Source organism: Listeria grandensis FSL F6-0971, assembly GCF_000525835.1.
GTDB lineage: Bacteria > Bacillota > Bacilli > Lactobacillales > Listeriaceae > Listeria_A > Listeria_A grandensis.
Genome location: NZ_AODD01000002.1, coordinates 199002 through 220106 on the forward strand (window position 1 = coordinate 199002; position 21105 = coordinate 220106).

The 21105-nt window shown below is 44.8% G+C and carries 17 protein-coding genes and 2 pseudogenes; 17 read left to right on the forward strand and 2 right to left on the reverse strand.

The window, feature by feature from the left end; translation table 11 throughout:
- Window positions 1–216 precede the first annotated feature (216 nt).
- From nadR to PGRAN_RS01580, 8 genes and pseudogenes are all read left to right on the forward strand, one after another.
- The gene (gene nadR, locus PGRAN_RS01545; RefSeq protein ID WP_036064504.1) at window positions 217–1491 is read left to right on the forward strand and encodes a multifunctional transcriptional regulator/nicotinamide-nucleotide adenylyltransferase/ribosylnicotinamide kinase NadR; all 1275 of its coding nucleotides are present in this window, start codon (window positions 217–219) and stop codon (window positions 1489–1491) included.
- On the forward strand, window positions 1457–2155 hold the full coding sequence (gene pnuC / locus PGRAN_RS01550) for a nicotinamide riboside transporter PnuC (RefSeq protein WP_036064505.1): 699 nt from the start codon (window positions 1457–1459) through the stop codon (window positions 2153–2155). The genes nadR and pnuC overlap by 35 nt, the downstream gene beginning before the upstream one ends.
- 56 nt (window positions 2156–2211) lie before the next feature.
- Window positions 2212–2421, forward strand: a complete 210-nt coding sequence (locus PGRAN_RS01555; RefSeq protein WP_036064506.1) for a heavy-metal-associated domain-containing protein — start codon at window positions 2212–2214, stop codon at window positions 2419–2421.
- Between the two features lie 160 nt (window positions 2422–2581).
- Window positions 2582–4081 carry a lmo1851 family serine protease gene (locus PGRAN_RS01560; RefSeq protein WP_036064507.1) on the forward strand — a complete coding sequence of 500 codons (1500 nt, stop codon included), beginning with the start codon at window positions 2582–2584 and terminating at the stop codon, window positions 4079–4081.
- A 12-nt stretch (window positions 4082–4093) separates the two neighbouring features.
- Window positions 4094–4501 (forward strand): MarR family winged helix-turn-helix transcriptional regulator, encoded by a 408-nt coding sequence (locus tag PGRAN_RS01565; protein WP_036064509.1) that lies wholly within the window; start codon window positions 4094–4096, stop codon window positions 4499–4501.
- Between the two features lie 531 nt (window positions 4502–5032).
- Window positions 5033–5753 (forward strand): annotated as a pseudogene (locus PGRAN_RS01570) (metal ABC transporter ATP-binding protein).
- On the forward strand, window positions 5753–6592 hold the full coding sequence (locus tag PGRAN_RS01575) for a metal ABC transporter permease (RefSeq protein ID WP_036064511.1): 840 nt from the start codon (window positions 5753–5755) through the stop codon (window positions 6590–6592). The pseudogene PGRAN_RS01570 and the gene PGRAN_RS01575 overlap by 1 nt, the downstream one beginning before the upstream one ends.
- Window positions 6589–7497, forward strand: a complete 909-nt coding sequence (locus PGRAN_RS01580) for a metal ABC transporter substrate-binding protein (RefSeq protein ID WP_036064514.1) — start codon at window positions 6589–6591, stop codon at window positions 7495–7497. The genes PGRAN_RS01575 and PGRAN_RS01580 overlap by 4 nt, the downstream gene beginning before the upstream one ends.
- Before the next feature lie 96 nt (window positions 7498–7593).
- Here PGRAN_RS01580 and PGRAN_RS01585 read toward each other — a convergent pair whose 3' ends face one another.
- Both PGRAN_RS01585 and PGRAN_RS17090 read right to left on the reverse strand, forming a co-directional pair.
- Window positions 7594–8592 carry an MATE family efflux transporter gene (locus PGRAN_RS01585; RefSeq protein ID WP_241433257.1) on the reverse strand — a complete coding sequence of 333 codons (999 nt, stop codon included), beginning with the start codon at window positions 8590–8592 and terminating at the stop codon, window positions 7594–7596.
- Complete coding sequence (locus PGRAN_RS17090; protein WP_241433258.1) at window positions 8480–8944, reverse strand: MATE family efflux transporter; 465 nt, start codon at window positions 8942–8944, stop codon at window positions 8480–8482. The genes PGRAN_RS01585 and PGRAN_RS17090 overlap by 113 nt, the downstream gene beginning before the upstream one ends.
- 197 nt (window positions 8945–9141) lie before the next feature.
- On the opposite strand from PGRAN_RS17090, the gene PGRAN_RS01590 reads away from it, so the two are divergent.
- From PGRAN_RS01590 to carB, 9 genes and pseudogenes are all read left to right on the forward strand, one after another.
- Window positions 9142–10425, forward strand: a complete 1284-nt coding sequence (locus tag PGRAN_RS01590) for an NCS2 family permease (RefSeq protein ID WP_036064519.1) — start codon at window positions 9142–9144, stop codon at window positions 10423–10425.
- Between the two features lie 72 nt (window positions 10426–10497).
- Window positions 10498–10941: pseudogene (lspA, locus tag PGRAN_RS16500) on the forward strand (signal peptidase II); the annotation flags it as partial.
- 24 nt (window positions 10942–10965) lie between these two features.
- Complete coding sequence (locus tag PGRAN_RS01595; protein ID WP_036065217.1) at window positions 10966–11868, forward strand: RluA family pseudouridine synthase; 903 nt, start codon at window positions 10966–10968, stop codon at window positions 11866–11868.
- Between the two features lie 625 nt (window positions 11869–12493).
- A complete protein-coding gene (gene pyrR, locus PGRAN_RS01600; RefSeq protein ID WP_036064525.1) occupies window positions 12494–13036 on the forward strand; it encodes a bifunctional pyr operon transcriptional regulator/uracil phosphoribosyltransferase PyrR in 543 nt (180 codons plus the stop codon).
- A gap of 233 nt (window positions 13037–13269) precedes the next feature.
- Window positions 13270–14565, forward strand: a complete 1296-nt coding sequence (locus PGRAN_RS01605) for a solute carrier family 23 protein (RefSeq protein WP_036064527.1) — start codon at window positions 13270–13272, stop codon at window positions 14563–14565.
- A gap of 74 nt (window positions 14566–14639) precedes the next feature.
- Complete coding sequence (locus tag PGRAN_RS01610) at window positions 14640–15551, forward strand: aspartate carbamoyltransferase catalytic subunit (RefSeq protein ID WP_036064530.1); 912 nt, start codon at window positions 14640–14642, stop codon at window positions 15549–15551.
- Entirely contained in the window at window positions 15539–16816 is a 1278-nt protein-coding gene (locus PGRAN_RS01615; RefSeq protein WP_036064531.1) for a dihydroorotase, read from the forward strand. The genes PGRAN_RS01610 and PGRAN_RS01615 overlap by 13 nt, the downstream gene beginning before the upstream one ends.
- 3 nt (window positions 16817–16819) lie before the next feature.
- A complete protein-coding gene (locus tag PGRAN_RS01620; protein ID WP_036064533.1) occupies window positions 16820–17908 on the forward strand; it encodes a carbamoyl phosphate synthase small subunit in 1089 nt (362 codons plus the stop codon).
- The gene (gene carB, locus PGRAN_RS01625; protein WP_036064535.1) at window positions 17901–21104 is read left to right on the forward strand and encodes a carbamoyl-phosphate synthase large subunit; all 3204 of its coding nucleotides are present in this window, start codon (window positions 17901–17903) and stop codon (window positions 21102–21104) included. Before PGRAN_RS01620 ends, carB begins: the two co-directional genes overlap by 8 nt.
- The last annotated feature ends 1 nt before the right edge of the window (window position 21105 follow it).

Consider the following 21105-nt stretch of genomic DNA (forward strand, 5'->3'; position numbering starts at 1 on the left):
TCGCCTTGCTCGGTACCACTTCTTTTACTTTACCAGTTTTCCAAGCTAAAAAAATACATTTTTTCCCCTTTGAGAAGCGACATTGTGACTATTTTGTTACATGTTTCTACAACTAGATTCCTTTCTTATTGTAAAAAATATAACTTTTATTCAGCTTGACATTTCAGTTATTTTTGTTTAATATAATAAACAAAATGAGAGTTAGGAGCGATAATCATGCAACGTTATACATATTTAAAACTAGCTTTGAAGGAAAATGGGTTGACTTTGCAGCAAGCGGCAGATCGGATTGGCGTTACGAAGGGTTATCTCAGTCAGCTGATCAACAACAAAATCAAGGAACCAAGCGCTCAAAAACTACAAGCTTTGCATGAAGTTCTACATCTAGAATACCCCCCTCGCGAAAAAAATATCGGTGTTGTCTTTGGGAAATTTTATCCGTTACATACGGGGCACATTTATTTAATTCAGCGAGCCGCGAGCCAAGTTGACGAGCTTCATGTTATTCTTTGCCATGATGATGTGCGTGATTTCGAGCTTTTTCAAAAAAGCTCTATGACGAAGCAACCAACTGTTGAAGATCGCTGGCGTTGGTTGTTGCAAACTTTTAAATACCAAGATAACATTAAAATTCATGATTTGTCGGAAGATGGAATTCCGCCTTATCCAGATGGTTGGGATGAATGGGCGATTCGGGCGAGGAAGTTGCTTGCGGATAATCATATTCAGGCGAATGCAATTTATTCAAGTGAACCAAAAGATGCGATTCGGTATCAGGAGTTGCTTGATGTGAACACGGTTGTCATTGATGCTGAGCGTTCGTTTATGAATATTAGTGCAACGCAAATCAGGCAGGAACCATTTCATTATTGGGATTATATTCCGACCGAGGTGAAACCGTTTTTTGTTCGGAAAGTTGCGATTTTAGGTGGGGAATCAAGCGGTAAATCAACACTTGTGAATAAATTAGCAAATACATTTAACACAACAAGCGCTTGGGAATATGGACGCGATTATGTTTTTTCTCACCTTGGTGGGAATGAGAAGGCGCTTCAATTTTCCGATTATGATAAAATTTCACTTGGGCAGGCGCAGTATATTGATTTTGCGGTGAAATATGCGAACAAGGTGGCGTTTATTGATACAGACTATGTGACAACGCAAGCATTCTGCATAACATACGAGGGTCAGGAGCATCCGTTTGTGCAGGCGATGATTGAAACGCAGCGCTTTGATCTTGTTATTCTATTGGAAAATAATACGCCATGGGTCAACGATGGGTTGCGCCATCTTGGTAGTAAAGCCAAGCGCAAGGACTTTCAAGACTTATTGGAGCGTTTACTAACGGAAAATGAGATTCCATATGTAGCTATTACATCAGGCAATTACGAAGAGCGTTATTTGGCAAGTATCCAGCTTGTAGAACAATTACTGAACGACAAAAAGGAGAATTCAAATGAAATCAGCCATTATGAAAATCGGTCGGAATAAACGATACCCTTATATCTGTGTTTTGCTCGTTACTATTGCTTTTTTAGCGACGAATCCACTCGTCCATTTTGAATGGCGCTATTTATTATCGTATATTGGCGCGATTTGTGGCCTGATTTGTGTTATCTTACTTGCGAAAGGGAAAAATAGTGGAAATATTTTTGGCATGTTAGCGGCATTTGGTGAGATGAGCGGGAATTTTTTAGGGCGTAATGTGGGGGCGGCTTTGCCGAGCCTTTATTATTTTGTAACGCATATTTTCGGGCTGGTGACATGGAAAAAACATCTGAATAAAGAGGCGACGATTGAGCCAAGGAAGTTGACGGAACGCCATTTTGGGGTCGCGGTTATTTTTATTATTGTAGCTTCGTTTGTCAATATGTATTTGACGGGGATTCTTGGCGTTGCGAATGATCCGTATCAGTTGATGTTGAATAATTTTATTTTCGCGCTGGGTGTGACGGCTCAATTTTTGATGATTACGCGTTTTAGTTTTAACTGGTATTTATGGATTATTATGAATATCCTTGTAATCTCACTAAATATCTATACCAAAAATCCGATTATCGCCACGCAATATGCCATTTATCTTTTTAATGCGGTGTATGGTTTGTTAGAATGGCATGAATCAGAAAATCGGAAGGGTAAATGGGCAGATGTGTAATGATTACCTGGGTGGGGTATAATGAGGTAGATAAGATAACAAAGGAGTGACAGAAAATGGCGAAACTTGTAGTAGAAATTGAAGGCATGAGTTGCGAACATTGCGAAAAGCGTGTGCGCGAAGCTATCGAAGCGGTGGAAGGTGTCGAAAAAGCAGTGATATCTTTGGAAGCTGGTACGGCAGAAGTCACCTATGACGACGGCAAAAATGTCCAAGATATGATTGAAGAAGCGGTGGACGAAGCCGGATATGAAGTAGTCGCATAACTAGGGGAATTTGACGAGTAGTGCAGGGAAAGACTGTGCTACTTGTTTTTTGTGGAGAAAAAGCAACAAAAGCTACCTTTTCTATGCAAAAGCTGATAGAATAAAGGGAAGTTGAATATAAATTTACTAGGGTGTTAGTGAGAAAGTGGTGAACATAGGAATGGAAGAAGGACCGATGAATCCGAATGAGCCTAAGAATGAAAACAAAGATGAAAAAAACGCGCGCAAAGGCTTTGTAAAAATGAAAACATTTCCCTTTGTCATGCTGTTATTTGGGTGCATTTTTGCGACCGCGTTAGTGACAGCGCTCGTCATGTCTGTGGGCGGGGATAAGCAAGTAAAAGTAGCGATTCCTGAACGGAAGGAATTTACGAAACTTTACGATGTATACGACGAAATTCAAAAGAAATATTTTAAGAAAGTAGATACAGATAAGATGATGGAAGGCGCGATTACGGGTATGGTAGGGTCACTTGGCGATCCGTACTCTTCTTTCATGACGAAAAAAGAGGCGGAGGACTTCGATAGTACGATTTCCTCGAGCTTTTCTGGTATTGGCGTGGAAATTCAGGAGAAAGATAGCTATATAACCGTTGTGTCGCCTATCAAGAATTCTCCGGCAGAAGCAGCGGGCTTACGTCCCAATGATAAAATCGTGGAAGTAGACGGTAAATCAATCAAAGGTATTTCCTCTACAGAGGCGACAACAAAAATCCGCGGAAAGAAAGGAACGAGCGTGACCTTAACGATTTCACGACCTGGAACGGACAAGCCTTTTGATGTGAAAATCGTGCGCGATGAAATTCCGATTGAAACGGTATACTCGGAGATGGGCGCAGATAAAATTGCGACCGTTCAAATCACCACCTTCTCTGAAAAAACGTATAGCGAGCTTGAGAAAGCACTGAAAGATCTAGATGCGAAGGGCATGAAAGGTTTAGTCATTGATCTGCGTGGGAATCCAGGTGGTTTACTCGATCAAGCAGTTGATATTGCGAGCCTGTTCTTACCAGATGGCAAGGTAATCGTGCAAGAACAAACAAGAGATGGTGCAAAACAAGCGATTAAAGCAGATAGTAGCGCGCATGATGGTTATAAAGTGAAGGTTCCCGTGACGATGCTAATTGATGAAGGAAGCGCAAGTGCCTCTGAAATTTTGGCGGCTGCGGCTCGTGAATCTGGCGGCATTAAATTAGTTGGGGCAAAATCATTCGGTAAAGGTACAGTGCAAACAGCCGCACCACTTAGCGATGGTTCCTTACTCAAGTTAACCGTGGCGAAGTGGTTGACTCCAGACGGCGAATGGATTCACGAAAAAGGTATTAAACCAGATGTGGCCGTGGCACTACCAGCCTATGCAACGATGGCGGTTCCAAATTCCTCTAAGGTATATAAAGAAGGGAATTTTGGCGATGATGTGAAAACCATTGAAACGATGCTTTCCGCGCTTAAATATAATGTTGGCAAAGTGGACGGCTTGTTCGATGCCAATACAACAGCTGCAGTAAAAGCATTCCAAACAGCCAGCAAACTAAAAGTCGATGGTATCATGACAGGTGCCACAACAGAAGCGCTCATTACAGCGATTAAAAAGGAACTACAAGCAAACGATCCACAAGAGAAAAAAGCAGTTGAATTAGTGAAACAACAATTAAAGTAAGGAGGGCTTTACGTGGATGATTTTCTAGAAATTGAAACATCAGTGAAGCGGGTTTTTAATAGCTTTCGTCATGAAGTCGATACTATTTTAGACCGAAAATTAACAGGCGGTGAATTTCGCGTTCTGAGCCTGATTTCAAGTGGCGTGAATCGCACCACCGATTTATCTAAGAAACTGGATGTATCGGCAAGTCACATTACAGCGATCACGGATTCCCTTGTTGCGAATAAATTCATCACACGCCGTCGTTCTGAAGTTGATCGTCGAATCGTCGTGCTAGAACTGACCGAAGAGGCAAAAGACTTCGTGATCTCCATAGAGAAAAAGAAAAAGGCGATGATCGTCCGCCGTTTCTCCGTATTCACAGATGAAGAACGCGAGGTTTTCCAAGAATTGCTAAAAAAGTTAGCGGATAACTAGAAAAGCTGAAACGGCTCGTTCAGCTCCGAAAAAAACTGGAGCGCCCTCCATAAAAAGCCGTTCTTGCTTTTTATGGAGGGCGTGAAAGTTTCGAGGGGCTGGCTTCCGAAGCTGGATCCGAAGGCGTGGGACATGATGCAGCACATGGAACGAATGCTCCCTGCGTTCGCACTCATATTGTGGCTCTAACTCAGCAGAGTACGCTTCGTAAGAGCCACAACAAAAACTTGGAGCGGCCGCAGTGAAAACCCGATCTTGGTTTTTGCGGAGGGCGTGAAAGTTTCGAGGGACTGGCTTCCGAAGCTGGATCCGAAGGCGCGGATCATGACGCAGTACAAGAAACGAATGGAGACTTATTTTCCTAACCGAGGATAAGTCTCCATTCGTTTTTTATAGCAACTTTTAAAAGGATTTTCAAAAATGATTCTCTTTACAAATAAATCAACATAGGCTATACTAACCATAATGTTGCCTAAAGGAAACATTCTTAGTTTTGTATAAAAAATAAGTCCTGAAGGAAAAGGTGATGTCATGATAGTTGGAAATTTATCCATCGCATATAGTCAAGAAATCGTCGTGGAGAATATCTCCCTACAAATAAAGCAAGGCAAGATGACAGGAATAATTGGTCCAAATGGAGCTGGGAAATCTACATTTTTAAAAGGTTTAATCGGACTGATCCCGTGTGAATCAGGGACGGTAACGTGGGAATCACGAACAATAAAAGAGGTGCGGCACAAAATTGCCTACGTACCACAGCGGAATAGCGTAGACCTGACGTTCCCGATTACGGTACTAGATACTGTGCTAATAGGAACGTATCCAAAGTTAGGATTAATCAAATTACCACGAAAAAAAAGAACGCCAAATAGCGCGCGAGGCATTAGCGCAAGTAGAGATGCTGGACTTTGCAAAACGCCAGATTGGCGAATTATCTGGCGGACAACTGCAGCGTGTGTTTATCGCGCGAGCTTTAGCGCAACAGGCCGATATTTTTTTGCTAGACGAACCGTTTGTGGGGATTGATATGACAAGTGAAGCACTTATTATCGAAGTGCTACAAAAACTGCGCGATGATGGGAAAACGATAATCGTGGTGCATCATGATTTTCATAAAGTAGCACGTTACTTTGATGAAATTATTTTGTTGAACAAGCAGTTAATAGCCTATGGCGAAACAGGTAGCACATTCACAGAGGAGAATATTTTGAAAACCTACGGACAGGGGTTCGGATGGGGAGGTGCTCAGTGATGCTATTTCTAGAAGGTTTGATGCAATACGAATTTTTGCAAAAGGCGTTGCTGACATCGATTATTGTGGGTGTTGTTTCGGGTGTAATCGGTAGTTTTATCATTTTACGGGGGATGTCACTTATGGGGGATGCGATCTCTCATGCTGTTTTGCCTGGGGTTGCGATCTCTTATATGGTGGGTATTAATTTCTTTATTGGCGCGGCGGCATTTGGCATTGTTGCGGCACTCGGTATTGGCTTTGTCAATCAAAATAGTAGGATTAAAAATGACACTGCGATTGGTATCGTGTTCAGCTCCTTTTTTGCCTTAGGGATTATTATGATTTCGCTAGCGCAAAGTTCCACGGATTTATATCATATTTTATTTGGAAATGTGCTTGCTGTTCGTAGCAGTGATATGTGGATGACACTAGGAATCGGAATGTTGGTTATTCTGCTAGTGGGGTTATTCTACAAGGAATTGCTCGTTAGTTCGTTTGATCCGACAATGGCAGAAAGTTATGGCTTGAAAGTGCGGATGCTACATTATTTTCTGATGACGTTGTTGACGCTTGTGACGGTGGCTTCCTTGCAAACTGTTGGCATTATTCTTGTTGTGGCTATGTTGATTACGCCAGCTGCGACTGCTTATTTACTGACAAATCGACTTTCCGTAATGCTATTTTTGGCGGCAGGATTTGGGGCGGTGAGCGCGATAGTCGGCCTGTATTTTAGTTATATGTACAATCTGGCATCAGGTGCTTCGATCGTCCTCGCTGCGACCGCGTTATTTATACTCGTATTTTTATTTTCGCCGAAACAAGGAATTATTTTTGGGAGAAGGAGTGTGAAACAATGAAGAAAGTAATTTTAGCAGGTATGTTGGGATTGGTGCTATTATCGTTAGTGGCTTGTGGTAAAAATGAGAAGGCAACTGATCCAGATAAGCTGCAGGTTGTGACGACTTATTCGATTTTATATGACATTGTGAAGCAGGTCGGTGGCGACAAAATTGATCTATACAGCATTGTGCCAGTAGGAACAGATCCACATGAATACGATCCATTGCCAAAAGATGTGCAAAAAATGGCGGATGCGGATTTGGTTTTTAATAATGGTTTGAACTTGGAAACTGGCAATGGGTGGTTTGATCGATTAATGGCATCTTCTGGTCAAAAAGAAGCGGTGGCGCTGAGTAAAGGCGTTTCTCCAAAGTTTCTGACAGCGAAAGGAAAAGAGAGTGAGACGGATCCACATGCGTGGCTAGATCTTCAAAATGGGATTAAGTACGCGGAAAATGCTCGGGATACATTGGTCAAGAAAGACCCAGATAATGCGGATTACTACAAGCAAAATGCAGGAAAATACATTGCAAAATTGGAGGCGTTGGACCGAGAAGCGAAGACGAAATTCGCAGATTTAAAGAATAAGACGCTGGTGACGAGCGAAGGTGCATTTAAATATTTTGCGGCAGCATACGGCTTAGAGGCGGCCTATATTTGGGAGATAAATACGGAAAATCAAGGGACGCCAGATCAGATGAAACAAATAATCGAGACGATCAGAACGAAAAAAGTCCCGGTTTTATTTGTGGAAACTAGTGTAGATCCGAGAAGTATGGAAAGTGTATCTAGCGAAACTAATACACCAATCTTCGCAGAACTCTTCACAGATTCCACGGCAAAACCAGGAAAGCCGGGAGATTCATATTTAGAGATGATGGAATGGAACTTGGAAAAAATAGCATTAGGACTGAAAAGCTGAAGCTAGTTGTGAAGGCGCAAGGCATGACGCGGTACATGGATGGCATGTTCACCGCGTTTTCATGCCTATTGAGGCGCTAATTCAGCTACATACGATTCACAAGCTACCCAGTAACTTTTTCTCCGTAAACCGTACTCGGACCGAAAGGATGAAAGCCGCGATGAACAGTCCGGCGCTAAGCCCGATCCAAAATCCAAACGGACCAAGATTAGTATACGAAAGGGCTAATCCAAGCGGCAGGCCGATCACCCAATAGGAAATAAAGGCAACGATCGACGTAACGAAAACATCTTTATAGCCACGAAGCGCTCCGAGTACTGGTGATAAAAGAGCATCCGCGAATTGGAATAATACAGCGTAAATCAAGAAGTGCGTAATCAAATTTGCTAGTTTTGGATCAGAAGTGTAAAGTGATGCGATCTGATCGCGGAATAAGAGTAGTAGTATGCCGTTTAGCACGCCGATAGAAATCGCCGAAACCATTCCGATATGCCGATATTTTTTCGCATCTGCCACTCGCTTTGCGCCGGTTTCAAACCCAACTAATATGGTTAACGCCGCCGCAATACTAAGCGGGAAGGCGTATAGCAAGGTTGGTACGCTAATAGCGGATTGGTGCGCCGCAATGGTATCCGTACCAAAACGTCCCATAAAAACAGTAACCGCTGAGAAAATACTCACTTCAAAAAGAATCGTCAAACCGTTAGGCACACCAAGTTTGATAATCTCCTTTATTTTTCTCCAATCTATTTTTGCAAAGCCAGAAAAAATATGATAATCACGTAAACGCTTCTGACTTTGAATCAAAATAATCGTGACAATCAGTACCATCCAATAGGTAATCCCTGTTGCTAAGCCACTTCCCGCACCACCCATTTCAGGGAAACCCCAATTACCAAAAATAAGTAGGTAGTTCAAGAAAATATTCACAGGCACCGTAATCAAAGTGATGGCCATCGTGACCCGAGTAAGGCCGAGTGAATCAATAAAAGCACGTAATACAGAATAAAAGAAAAAAGCCGGGATACCAAAACAAATCCCATTTAAAAAAATGTTTCGCAATTTCTGCAACGGCAGGATCAAGACCCATGGCACGCAAGATCGATGGCACGAATAAAAAGTTAAGTGCGAGTAGTAAAATTGCAAGTCCGATCGCGATATAAAGACCGTTGCTCACTGTTCTTTTAATATCATGGCTTTCTCCGCGACCTAATAATTGCGAAATAATAGGTGTGACAGCCATTAATAGACCGGACAAACTAGCATTAAAAGGACCCCATAAGGAGTTACCAATCGCAGTTCCAGCCAAGGCTTCGTTGGAATAATGCCCGGACATCATCGTATCAATCAAGGCCATCGAAAAAAGCAGCAACTGTGAAATAACGACAGGCGTAAAAATAACTAAAAATTGGCGCCATTTTTCACTGCGCGTAAATGTTTGTTCCAAAATGGTGCTCCCCTTTCTATATAAACCATCAACACCCGATTATAGCATAAGAAATAACGTTCCGTCACGAATGATTTTTCACAAGATACAAGCAAAAGCTCTATGCGAATCTTCTCGCGTCTGTTATAATAAGGGTTCGTGGTAGGGGCGAGACTCTACGGGTTGGGAGAGGGATAATTGAATAAAGAGGAATTATGATGCAAAGATTATTGGACAAAATCTTTCAGTTGAAAGCGCATCGGACATCGGTTCGAACGGAGCTCTTAGCTGGAATGATAGGTTTTTTCACCGTTGTCTACATTATTGTTGTCAATAGTTCGATTTTGGCAGAGGCTGGTGTACCGTATCAAGGTGCCATTATTGCAACGATTTTTATATCGGTTGTAGGTTGTTTTGTGATGGGGTTTTGGGCGAATGCACCGCTGATTTTGATGCCAGGTATGGGGATTAATGCGTTATTTGCGTATAATTTTGTGCAGACACTTGGTTTGTCGTGGCAGCAAGCGCTGGCCGTCGTTTTTATCAGTGGCTTCTTATTCATGATTTTAGCATTTACACCATTAGCTAGAAAGTTGAACGACACGATTCCACTTATTTTGAAACAAGGGATCACGGTCGGTTTAGGGCTATTTTTAGTACTGCTAGGTCTTGAAAAAGGAGAAATTGTCACACGCGGCGAACATTCGATTTTGGCGTTTGGCAATATGCACGATCCATTTGTGTTGGCAACGCTGATTACGCTCGTGCTAACGATGATTTTGCTGGTGCGCAAAGTGCCAGGTGCTTTTTTGTGGAGCATCTTGATTGGAACGATCGTTAGTGTTCTGTTTGGTGTGCATGGTGAGGTTTCTAAAGACGCGATGAGTTTGGCGCCATGGAAAGACGTGCTGTTTCAGGCCGATTTTTCCGGTGTTGGGCAAGTAGCTTTTTGGACGAGTGTATTTTCACTAACCATGGTACTCGTATTCGAAACGGTTGGGTTGACGTTCGGTCAGACGAAACAACTAGGCCAAACGGAAAAATTGCCACGCGTACTGCAAGCGAGTAGCTTCACGGCATTCCTATCCGGATTGTTTGGGACAAGTCCGACGATTTCCGCGTTAGAGATCGGCTCGATGACAGGAAGTGGCGCACGAACTGGTTTAGCATCGGTGACGGTTGGTATTTTCTTCTTGGCGTCGCTCGTGCTGATGCCGTATATTTCTTTCATCCCAAACAGCGCCATTGCGCCCATCTTGATTGTGATTGGGATGTCGATGTTACAGGAAATCAAGGAAATGGATTTTAGCAATGCCGCAGATACGTTCTCAGCACTCCTCATCGTTGTTATCATCCCATTCTCGTATAGTATCGCCGACGGAATTGCAGTCGGATTCATCGCGTACCCGATTTTGAAATTATTTACAAAAAATCGCACGCGAACGCCGATACTTATGTATATCATTGCGGCATTATTTTTGTTACAATTTATTCTGCAATGATGAAACGTGTGAGGTGAGTCTGGTTTTGCTAGACTCATCTCATTACATATATAAAGGAAAAGAGGAATCAACGTGATCTATTATTATCTTATCGCACTTGTTGTTGTTGTCATTGACCAGTTTACCAAATGGCTTATCGTGCAGAATTTAGACCTAAGAGAAGTGGTGGAAATCATTCCTGGTTTCTTAAATATCACATCGCATCGAAATTCTGGTGCGGCTTGGGGTGTTTTAGAGGGAAGAATGTGGTTTTTCTATCTGATTACGCTCGTAGTTATCGGCGTTCTTATTTACTTCATGCAACGCTACGCGAAGAACAGTAAGCTTTTAGGTGTAAGTTTAGCACTTGTTTTAGGTGGCGCGATTGGGAACTTTATCGATCGCATACTCCATCAAGAAGTGGTCGACTTTGTACAAACAATTTGGGGAAATTATTACTTCCCAATTTTTAATGTCGCGGATGCAAGTCTGACGATAGGCGTGATTTTACTCATTGTCTACGTGTTCTTGGATGATCGCAAATCGAAAGGAAACAAAAAAATGACACAAAATACCGTAATTATTCCGGAAAAATTAAATGGTACGCGCTTGGATAAAGGGCTTGCCGAACTGCTAGAAATCACACGATCCGCCGTACAAACGTTGCTAAAAGACGATGCCATCCTTGTCAATGGTGAGCAAACAAAACCGAACTATAAATGCAAAACGGGCGATGAAATCACGTATATGGAACGCGAGCCGGAGGAATTAGATATCATTGCCGAAGATATTCCGCTTGATATTTACTACGAAGACGCAGACATGCTCGTTGTGAATAAGCCACAGGGCATGGTAGTCCACCCATCTGCTGGTCACACATCAGGGACACTCGTGAACGCTCTACTTTTCCATTGTCAAGATCTTTCAGGCATCAATGGCAAAATTCGCCCAGGCATCGTGCATCGTATTGATAAAGACACGTCAGGTCTGTTGATGGTTGCTAAAAACGATAAAGCGCATGAATCCTTGGCTGAGCAACTCTACGATAAAACCAGTGATCGTGAATATATCGCGCTTGTGCACGGCGTTATCAAGCATCAAAAAGGAACCATCGATGCACCAATCGGACGTTCAAAAGAAGATCGTCAAAAGATGGGGATCGTGAATGATGGGAAAGAGTCGCGGACGCATTTTGAAGTGTTGGAACGTTTTACAGGTTATACATTAATAAAATGCCGTTTAGAGACTGGTAGGACACATCAGATTCGCGTGCATTTGAAATATATTGGACATCCACTTGCTGGTGATCCGAAATATGGACTGAAAAACACGATTAAAGGCGAAGGGCAATTTTTACATGCCTCTGAGCTCGGATTTACGCATCCAACAACAGGCGAGCGGATGAATTTTGAAGCACCGTTACCTGCGATTTTTCAAGAAGCTTTGGAAATTTTGAGAGAATGAAGTTGTTGAGGGTATTCATTTTTTGAGTTATGTGGTATGATGGAAGAAATAAAAATAACCGCTAGTCTAGATTTCGACTAGCGGTACGGAATCCGCTTTAAGGCGGACAACGTTTCATGATGAGAAATAATCCACTAAGTTTGTAGGCCTAGGGGGATTATTTTTTTTGCGTTAAATGCAAGAAAAATGTCAACAGTGCGAGTAGAAAGATACCACCTGTGAAAAGCATCGCGAAAAGCGCAATGATGTCCGTTACTGTCATATGACAACGCCTCCTTTCTGGAGGAAACGCTTATCCGCCCTAAAGACTTCCGTGCGCCTATTATAGCACAGGATTTGGTATAAAAGAGTGCTTATTTCTAAAGTCGTATTTAGATTGATTTTACGCGTTTTTAACCCCTGATATGAACTTTATACGCTGCTCGATAAAACTAGTTGACAAACCCCCTATAGTAGGATAAACTGAACCTAGTTAAATAACAGTCCTTTAACATAGTCCAGAGAGGCTAAGAAGGTAACGTGATTTGGGAATTTCTATGCCCAATTGGATTCTGTACGTAAACCCTTTGCCGCGCTCTTGGCAGAGGGTTTTTATTTTGTCTAAATGATATTGGAGGGGAAAAGGATGCCAGAAGAGGTTGTTGTGATGGATGAGGCTGCGATTAAACGGGCGCTTACGAGGGTGAGTTACGAAATCATCGAGCGTAATAAGGGAACGAAAGATTTGGCGCTTGTCGGTATCAAAACACGAGGTATTTTCCTGGCAAATCGTTTGCAGGCTCGCATCAAGGAAATCGAGGATGTTCTGATTCCGGTTGGTGATATTGATATTACGCTTTATAGAGACGACTTATCTTTTAAAAACGAATCATCGGAGCCGTCGCTAAATGGTACGAATGTTCCTTTTGATATTGGTGGGAAGCAGGTTGTGTTAGTCGACGACGTGCTATATACAGGCCGGACGGTGCGTGCCGCAATGGACGCGCTAATGGATGTAGGACGCCCGGCTGGGATTCAGCTAGCGGTTTTGGCAGACCGAGGACATCGGGAACTGCCGATTCGAGCGGATTTTGTTGGTAAAAACATTCCGACTTCGAGTGAAGAGCGCGTGGAGGTACATTTGGCGGACGTCGATCATGCGGCGGATGCTGTGACAATAATTAAATAAGATAATCCAGCATGTTGAAAAACCAGTTTTCGTAGACTATTCGCCGAATTTGGCGACGGAGATGAGCGTTTGAAGACAACGCTGGAAGAACGCTTTTTTAAAACAGTCCAGAGAGGCTGATAAAGGGTGATGAACGGGGAATAGGTCTATCCTAAATCCAGTACATAACTGCTCTTTGTCGCAATTTGGCAAGGGGTATTTTTTATGACTTAGAGTCGGAAAGAGGGAGTAAGATGACAGAAGAAACGACACCAGAAAATTACGTAAAGCCAGTATTAGATATTCACGAGAAACCGGTTTGGAATAAATGGATTATTCTTAGCATCCAGCATCTGTTCACGATGTTTGGCTCGACGATCTTTGTGCCAACTGTGACCGGCTTAAATCCAAGCGTGGCCCTGATATCAAGTGGTCTTGGGACGCTAGCTTACCTGATTATTACACGCGGCAAAATTCCAGCTTACTTAGGTTCATCATTTGCGTTTATCGCACCAATAACGATTTTGCTTACGGCGAAATCTGGCGGAGGACCTGGGGCCGTTATGGTCGGGACGTTCTCGGTTGGGATTGTGTACGCGATTGTGGCGATGATTGTTTATTACGTGGGAATCGAATGGATTCAACGCGTACTGCCGCCAATCGTGGTGGGGCCGGTTATCATGGTTATCGGTTTGTCGCTTGCGCCAAGTGCTGCGGCGATGGCGATGGGAACGAACAACGGTGGCGCATATGATTATAAAATTTTATTAGTCGCTTTGATCACGCTAGTCGTTACGATTATCGCGATGATGTTTTTCAAAGGGTTCTTCGGACTTATCCCGATACTTTGCGGGTTTGTTATAGGCTACTTGGTGAGTATGGCATTTGGGTTGGTCGATTATACACTTATTCAAAATGCGAGTCTTTTCCAAGTGCCTGACTTCACGATTCCGTTTGTGAATATGGATCCGGTTGTTACGCTGACGGTTGTGCTTTCGATGGCGCCGCTTGCTTTTGTGACGATGGCGGAACATATGGGGCATCAATTGCTTTTGAACAGAATTACGAATCGTAACTTTTTTAAAGATCCAGGTTTGCATCGTTCGCTTGCAGCAGATGGTACGGCGTCGATTATTGCTTCCCTTATCGGCGGGCCTCCTGTAACGACGTACGGTGAGAACATTGGGGTGCTGGCGATTACGAAAGTGTACAGTGTCTTCGTAATCGGGGGTGCTGCGGTGTTTGCGATCGCGTTTGGCTTCATCGGCTACATTAACGCCGTCATCACATCGGTACCAACGGCGGTGCTTGGCGGCATCTCCTTACTCTTGTTCGGAGTTATAGCAACGAGTGGTTTGCGGATGATGATTGAAAGTCGCGTAGATCTTAGCGTGAACCGCAACATGATCATTGCATCGGTGGTCCTTGTTGTCGGAATCGGCGGCTTGCTAGTTGAAATCGGTTCTTTCAAACTAGAAGGTATGGCGATGGCGGCATTGCTTGGGATTATCTTAAACTTGGTCTTACCTGAAGCAAAAACACATAAATAAAAACAACGACGAGACCTCTAAAACGCAATTTTGGAGGTTTTCGTATAAATAATAAGGAAAAGGTGGCGTTTTGAATGAAGGATCTAGTGTCGATGGAAGAGCTTTCTGTAGTGGAAATTGGAGAATTGCTTGATCGGGCAGCGCGTTTCAAACAAGGAGAGATTTGGACTCCGAAAAAACAAAGGTATGCCGTGAACATGTTTTTTGAGGCAAGCACGCGAACGCACAACAGTTTTGAGATGGCTGAGAAGAAGCTTGGCATTGACGTCCTGTCATTTGATCCTTCTAAATCAAGCGTGACAAAAGGAGAAACGTTATATGATACGGCGCTGACGATGCAGGCGATTGGTGTGGATGTAGCGGTAATCCGGCATTCAGATGAGAATTATTATGAGCCACTTCGCAAATTAGGGATTGCGGTTGTGAATGGCGGTGATGGTTGTGGGCAACATCCGAGTCAGTCGTTGTTGGACTTGTTTACCATTAAGGAAGAGTTTGGTGGATTTAAAGGGTTGAAGGTCGCGATTGTTGGGGATATTGTGCATAGTCGAGTGGCGAATTCGAACATGCAGGCGCTGAAACGACTGGGAGCGGAAGTGTTCTTTGCAGGGCCGCCGGAGTGGATGCGTGAGAGTTGTGCTGCGCTTGGGACGTATATGGCGATGGATGATTTGGTGGAGCAGATGGACGTGATTATGCTCTTGCGTGTGCAAGAGGAGCGGCATGATGGCTTGCTTAGTTTTACGAAGGCGGATTATCACGCAAAATACGGTTTGACAAAAGCGCGGGCGGCGAGAATGAAGGAACGTGCGATTATCATGCATCCAAGTCCTGTGAATCGGGATGTGGAGATTGCGGATAGTTTGGTGGAATGCGAGAAATCGCGCATTGTGGAACAAATGACGAACGGTGTATATATTCGGATGGCTATTTTAGAGGCAGTTTGCCAAGATAAAGAAACGAGGGTGACGACATGTACGTATTGAAAAATGGAAAAGTGTTGACGGAAACTGGGGATTTGGTTGCGCGGGACGTGGCGATTGCGGATGGTCGGATTACGGCGATTGGCGAAGATGTGATGCTAGATGGTGCCAAAGTCATTGATGTGGCTGGGAAATTGGTGGCACCAGGGCTTGTGGATGTGCACGTGCATTTGCGGGAACCAGGCGGGGAGCATAAAGAGACGATTGCGACGGGAACTGCTGCGGCTGCTCGTGGTGGGTACACGACGGTTTGTGCGATGCCGAATACGAAACCGGTACCGGATACGGCGGAAGTGATGACGCAGGTCGTGGATCGGATTAAGGAAACGGCGGCGGTTCGTGTGTTGCCATACGCGTCGATTACATCGAGTTTGAAGGGTGACGAGTTGGTGGACTTTGCGGCGTTGAAGGCGGCGGGCGCGTTTGCTTTCACGGATGATGGTGTAGGTGTACAGACGGCGGGCATGATGTATGAGGCGATGAAGGAAGCTGGGGCGCTGGATATGGCGATTGTGGCGCATTGTGAGGATAACTCGCTAGTTTATGGTGGGGTTGTGCATGACGGGATTTTTGCGCAGGAGCAAGGTTTGGCGGGGATTCCGAACATTGCAGAATCGGTTCAAATTGCACGCGATGTGTTGCTTGCGGAAGCGGCGAACTGTCACTATCATGTTTGCCACATTTCGACGAAGGAGTCGGTTCGTGCGGTGCGTGATGCGAAACGTGCTGGGATTCGCGTAACGGCAGAGGTTTCACCGCATCACTTGATTTTGAATGAGACGGACATACCGGGAAATGACGGGAATTGGAAAATGAATCCGCCATTGCGTGCGAAAGAGGATCATGCGGCATTGCTCGAAGGCTTGCTGGATGGCACAATCGATTTTATCGCAACGGATCATGCGCCACATGCCGCAGAGGAAAAGAACGTGCCAATGGAAAAAGCGATGTTTGGAATCGTAGGACTTGAAACGGCATTCCCGCTACTTTATACGCATTTTGTAAAAACGGGGGAGTGGACGCTGAAGCAATTGATCGATTGGATGACGGTGAAACCAGCAGAATGCTTTAACCTTCCGTACGGTGTGCTTGAAATTGGCGGGATTGCGGACGTGACGGTCATTGATTTAGAAAAAGCAGCCACGATTGATCCAGAAAGTTTTGCATCGAAGGGTAGAAATACGCCGTTTACTGGTTGGAATTGTGTCGGTTGGCCAGTTGCAACGTTTGCGGAAGGTGCGCTTGTTTTTGAAGAAGGGGTGGAATAACGGATGACAAAACGGATTTTGATGCTGGAAGACGGTAATTATTTTATCGGTGAGGCGATTGGCAGTGACCGCGAAACGATCGGGGAAGTTGTTTTTAATACGGGAATGACAGGGTATCAGGAGACGATTACGGATCCGAGTTATTACGGGCAAATCATCACGTTTACATATCCGCTCGTTGGGAACTATGGCGTGAATCGTGACGACTTTGAATCGATTCACCCGGCTGTAAAAGGTGTGGTGGTGCGTGAGGCGGCGGAATTTGCTTCGAACTGGCGCAACCAATTGACGCTAGATCAGTTTTTGAAGGAAAAAGATATTCCAGGGATTGCGGGGATTGATACGCGGAAATTGACGAAGATTATTCGTAAGGAAGGGACGTTAAAAGGAATTTTGGCGCCTGAAAAAGCGAATCGGGAAGATTTACTGCATCATCTTCGTTCGGTGCGATTGCCGGTGGACCAAGTGCGCGAGGTTTCTTGTTCGAAGGCATTTACGAATCCGGGGGAAGGTAAACGGGTCGTGTTGGTGGATTATGGCGTAAAAAGTAGCATCATGCGTGAGTTGAACAGGCGTGATTGCGATATCACGGTCGTGCCTTACAATACGACGGCGGAGGAAATTCTGGCGATGCATCCGGATGGTGTAATGCTTTCCAATGGACCTGGGGATCCGAAAGATGTGCCGGAAGCGATCGAAATGATTCGCGGCTTGCAAGGAAAAGTGCCGTTGTTCGGGATTTGCTTAGGACATCAGCTTTTCGCTTTAGCTAATGGGGCCGATACGTTTAAGCTGAAATTCGGGCATCGTGGGGCGAATCATCCTGTGAAGGAGCTGGCAACAGGGCGCGTTGATTTTACAGCGCAAAACCACGGCTATGCGGTGGATGCGGATTCGCTGGTAGATAAAGATATTGTTGTCACGCATATTGAATTGAATGATGGAACGGTGGAAGGCTTGGCGCACAAAGAGTTTGCGGCGTATACGGTGCAGTACCATCCAGAAGCGAATCCTGGACCGAGTGATGTTAATTATTTATTCGACCAGTTTATAGCGATGATGGAGAAGGAGGGAGCGGAACAAAATGCCTAAACGTGAGGATATTCAAACTATTTTAGTAATTGGTTCTGGCCCTATTGTCATTGGACAAGCCGCGGAATTTGATTATGCGGGAACGCAAGCGTGTCTGAGTTTGAAAGAGGAAGGATACCGAGTGGTGCTTGTGAACTCGAATCCGGCGACGATTATGACGGATGTGGAGATGGCGGACAAGGTTTATATTGAGCCGATTACGCTTGATTTTGTATCACGGATTATTCGCAAAGAACGCCCAGATGCAATTTTGCCAACGCTTGGTGGTCAAACGGGACTGAATATGGCGATGGAACTTGCGGAAGCGGGAATTTTGGAAGAGTGTGGTGTGGAAGTTTTAGGGACGGATTTGGTGGCGATTAAGAAGGCGGAGGATCGCGAGGCATTTCGTGATTTGATGCATGAGCTTGGCGAGCCGGTTCCGGAGAGCGATATTATTCATAGCTTAGAAGAGGCGCAGAACTTTGTTGCAAAAATTGGTTATCCGGTGATTGTTCGCCCGGCTTATACGCTTGGTGGTTCTGGTGGCGGGATTTGCCTGAATGACGCGGATTTGGCGGAGATTGTGGCGAGTGGCTTGAAGCTCAGCCCGGTAACGCAATGTTTGCTGGAGCGCAGTATCGCTGGCTTTAAAGAGGTTGAGTATGAAGTGATGCGGGATGCGTTTGATAATGCGATGGTCGTGTGTAACATGGAAAATATTGATCCAGTCGGGATTCATACAGGGGATTCGATTGTGGTAGCGCCGAGCCAGACGCTTTCGGATCGCGAATACCAAATGCTTCGTGATGTGTCGCTGAAAATTATCCGCGCACTTGAAATCGAGGGTGGCTGTAATGTTCAGTTGGCGATTGATCCAGATAGTTACGAGTATTTCGTGATTGAGGTGAACCCACGTGTGAGCCGTTCGTCGGCGCTCGCTTCGAAAGCAACGGGTTATCCGATTGCGAAGTTAGCAGCAAAAATTGCGGTGGGCTTGACGCTAGATGAAATGAAAAATCCAGTAACAGGAACAACGTATGCGCATTTTGAGCCGGCGCTTGATTACGTCGTGTCGAAAATTCCACGCTTTGCTTTTGATAAGTTTGAAAAAGCGGATCGTCGTTTAGGTACGCAAATGAAGGCGACGGGAGAAGTGATGGCGATTGGCCGAAATTTGGAGGAGTCACTTTTGAAGGCGGTTCGGTCGCTTGAAATCGGGACAACCCATCTGTATTTGGATCAAGCGGAGAACGCGAGTTTGGAAGAACTCGAACGCAAAATTTGTTTTCCGGAAGATGACAGATTATTTTTCCTAGCGGCGGCGCTTCGTAAAGGTTGGACGATCGAAGACCTGCACGCGAAAACAAAAATCGATTTGTTCTTCTTATATAAATTGGAGAAAATTATCAAACAGGAGTCGGAAATTGCGACGAATGTTGGGGATTTGGAAGTACTGCGCGCGGTGAAACGGAACGGATTCAGTGACGGTGCCATCGCTAAACTTTGGAATATGACGGCATTTGAGGTGTACGATATTCGCAAAGAAGCGGGTATTATCCCAGTTTACAAAATGGTGGATACGTGTGCTGCGGAATTCGAGTCGACAACGCCCTATTTCTATAGTAGCTACGAGGATGAAAATGAATCGATTCGTACGGAGAAGGAAAGCGTGATTGTGCTTGGCTCTGGTCCGATTCGGATTGGGCAAGGCGTCGAGTTTGACTATGCGACAGTGCATTCGGTTTGGGCAATTCAACAAGCGGGATATGAAGCGATTATCATTAATAATAACCCGGAAACGGTCTCGACGGATTTCAGTATTTCCGACAAGCTTTACTTTGAACCATTGACGCTGGAAGACGTGATGCATGTCATTGAACTGGAGAAGCCGCTTGGCGTGGTAGTACAATTCGGCGGTCAAACGGCGATCAATCTGGCGGACGGTTTGGCAGAACGCGGCGTGAAAATTCTTGGAACGTCACTCGAAGACATTGATCGCGCAGAAAATCGCGATAAGTTTGAGAAGGCGCTCGTGGAACTTGGAATTCCGCAACCTGCTGGGAAAACAGCGACGTCTATCGATGAAGCAATCGCGGTGGCAACAACGATCGGCTATCCGGTTTTGGTTCGGCCTTCTTACGTGCTCGGCGGTCGTGCGATGGAAATCGTGGAATCTGAAGAAGCGCTACGCTATTACATGAACAATGCGGTCAAAGTGAATCCGAAACATCCAGTGCTTGTCGATCGCTATGTGCAAGGTCAAGAGGTAGAAGTGGACGCGATTAGTGATGGCTTGAACGTTGTGATACCAGGCATTATGGAACATATCGAACGAGCAGGGGTCCATTCTGGCGACTCGATTGCCGTTTATCCGGCACAAAGCCTGTCGCAACACGTCAAGGATCTGATTGTAGATTACACGACGCGTCTCGCGAAAGGTCTGAAAATCATCGGGATGCTAAACATTCAATATGTTGTCGCAGATGAGGAAGTTTTTGTTATCGAAGTAAACCCGAGATCAAGCCGTACTGCTCCTTTCCTAAGCAAAATTACGGACATTCCAATGGCGAATGTGGCGACGAAAGTCATTTTAGGTAAAACATTGCTAGAGTTGGGTTACAAAGAGGGTTTGGCGCCAGAAAAACAAGAGATTTTTGTGAAAGTGCCGGTGTTCTCGTTTGCGAAATTGCGTAGCGTGGATACGTCGCTTGGCCCTGAAATGAAGTCAACAGGGGAAGTCATGGGGAAAGATCATACGCTTGAAAAGGCGCTGTACAAAGGTTTTGTAGCGAGTGGCGTGAAGATGCTCGATTATGGAACGGTGCTTTTGACAGTGGCAGATCGAGATAAAGCAGAAGCTACGGCGCTTGCGAAACGGTTTAAAAATATCGGCTTCACAATTATGGCGACATCTGGAACAGCGCTCGTGTTAGAAGAGCAAGGCATTCCGGTTTCGAAAGTGAAGAAAATTGGTGAGAACCAAGGAACGCTGATCGATTATATCCGAAATGGGCAAGTAACGCTTGTAGTGAACACATTAACGACGGGCAAACAACCAGAGCGTGACGGTTTCCAAATTCGCCGGGAATCGGTGGAAAATGGTGTGCCGGTTTGTACATCGCTCGACACGGCAGAAGCAATTTTGCGGGTGTTGGAATCACGGTCATTCGAGATGGAAGCAATGCAACCAGCGCGGGTAAGCGAAACAGTATAAA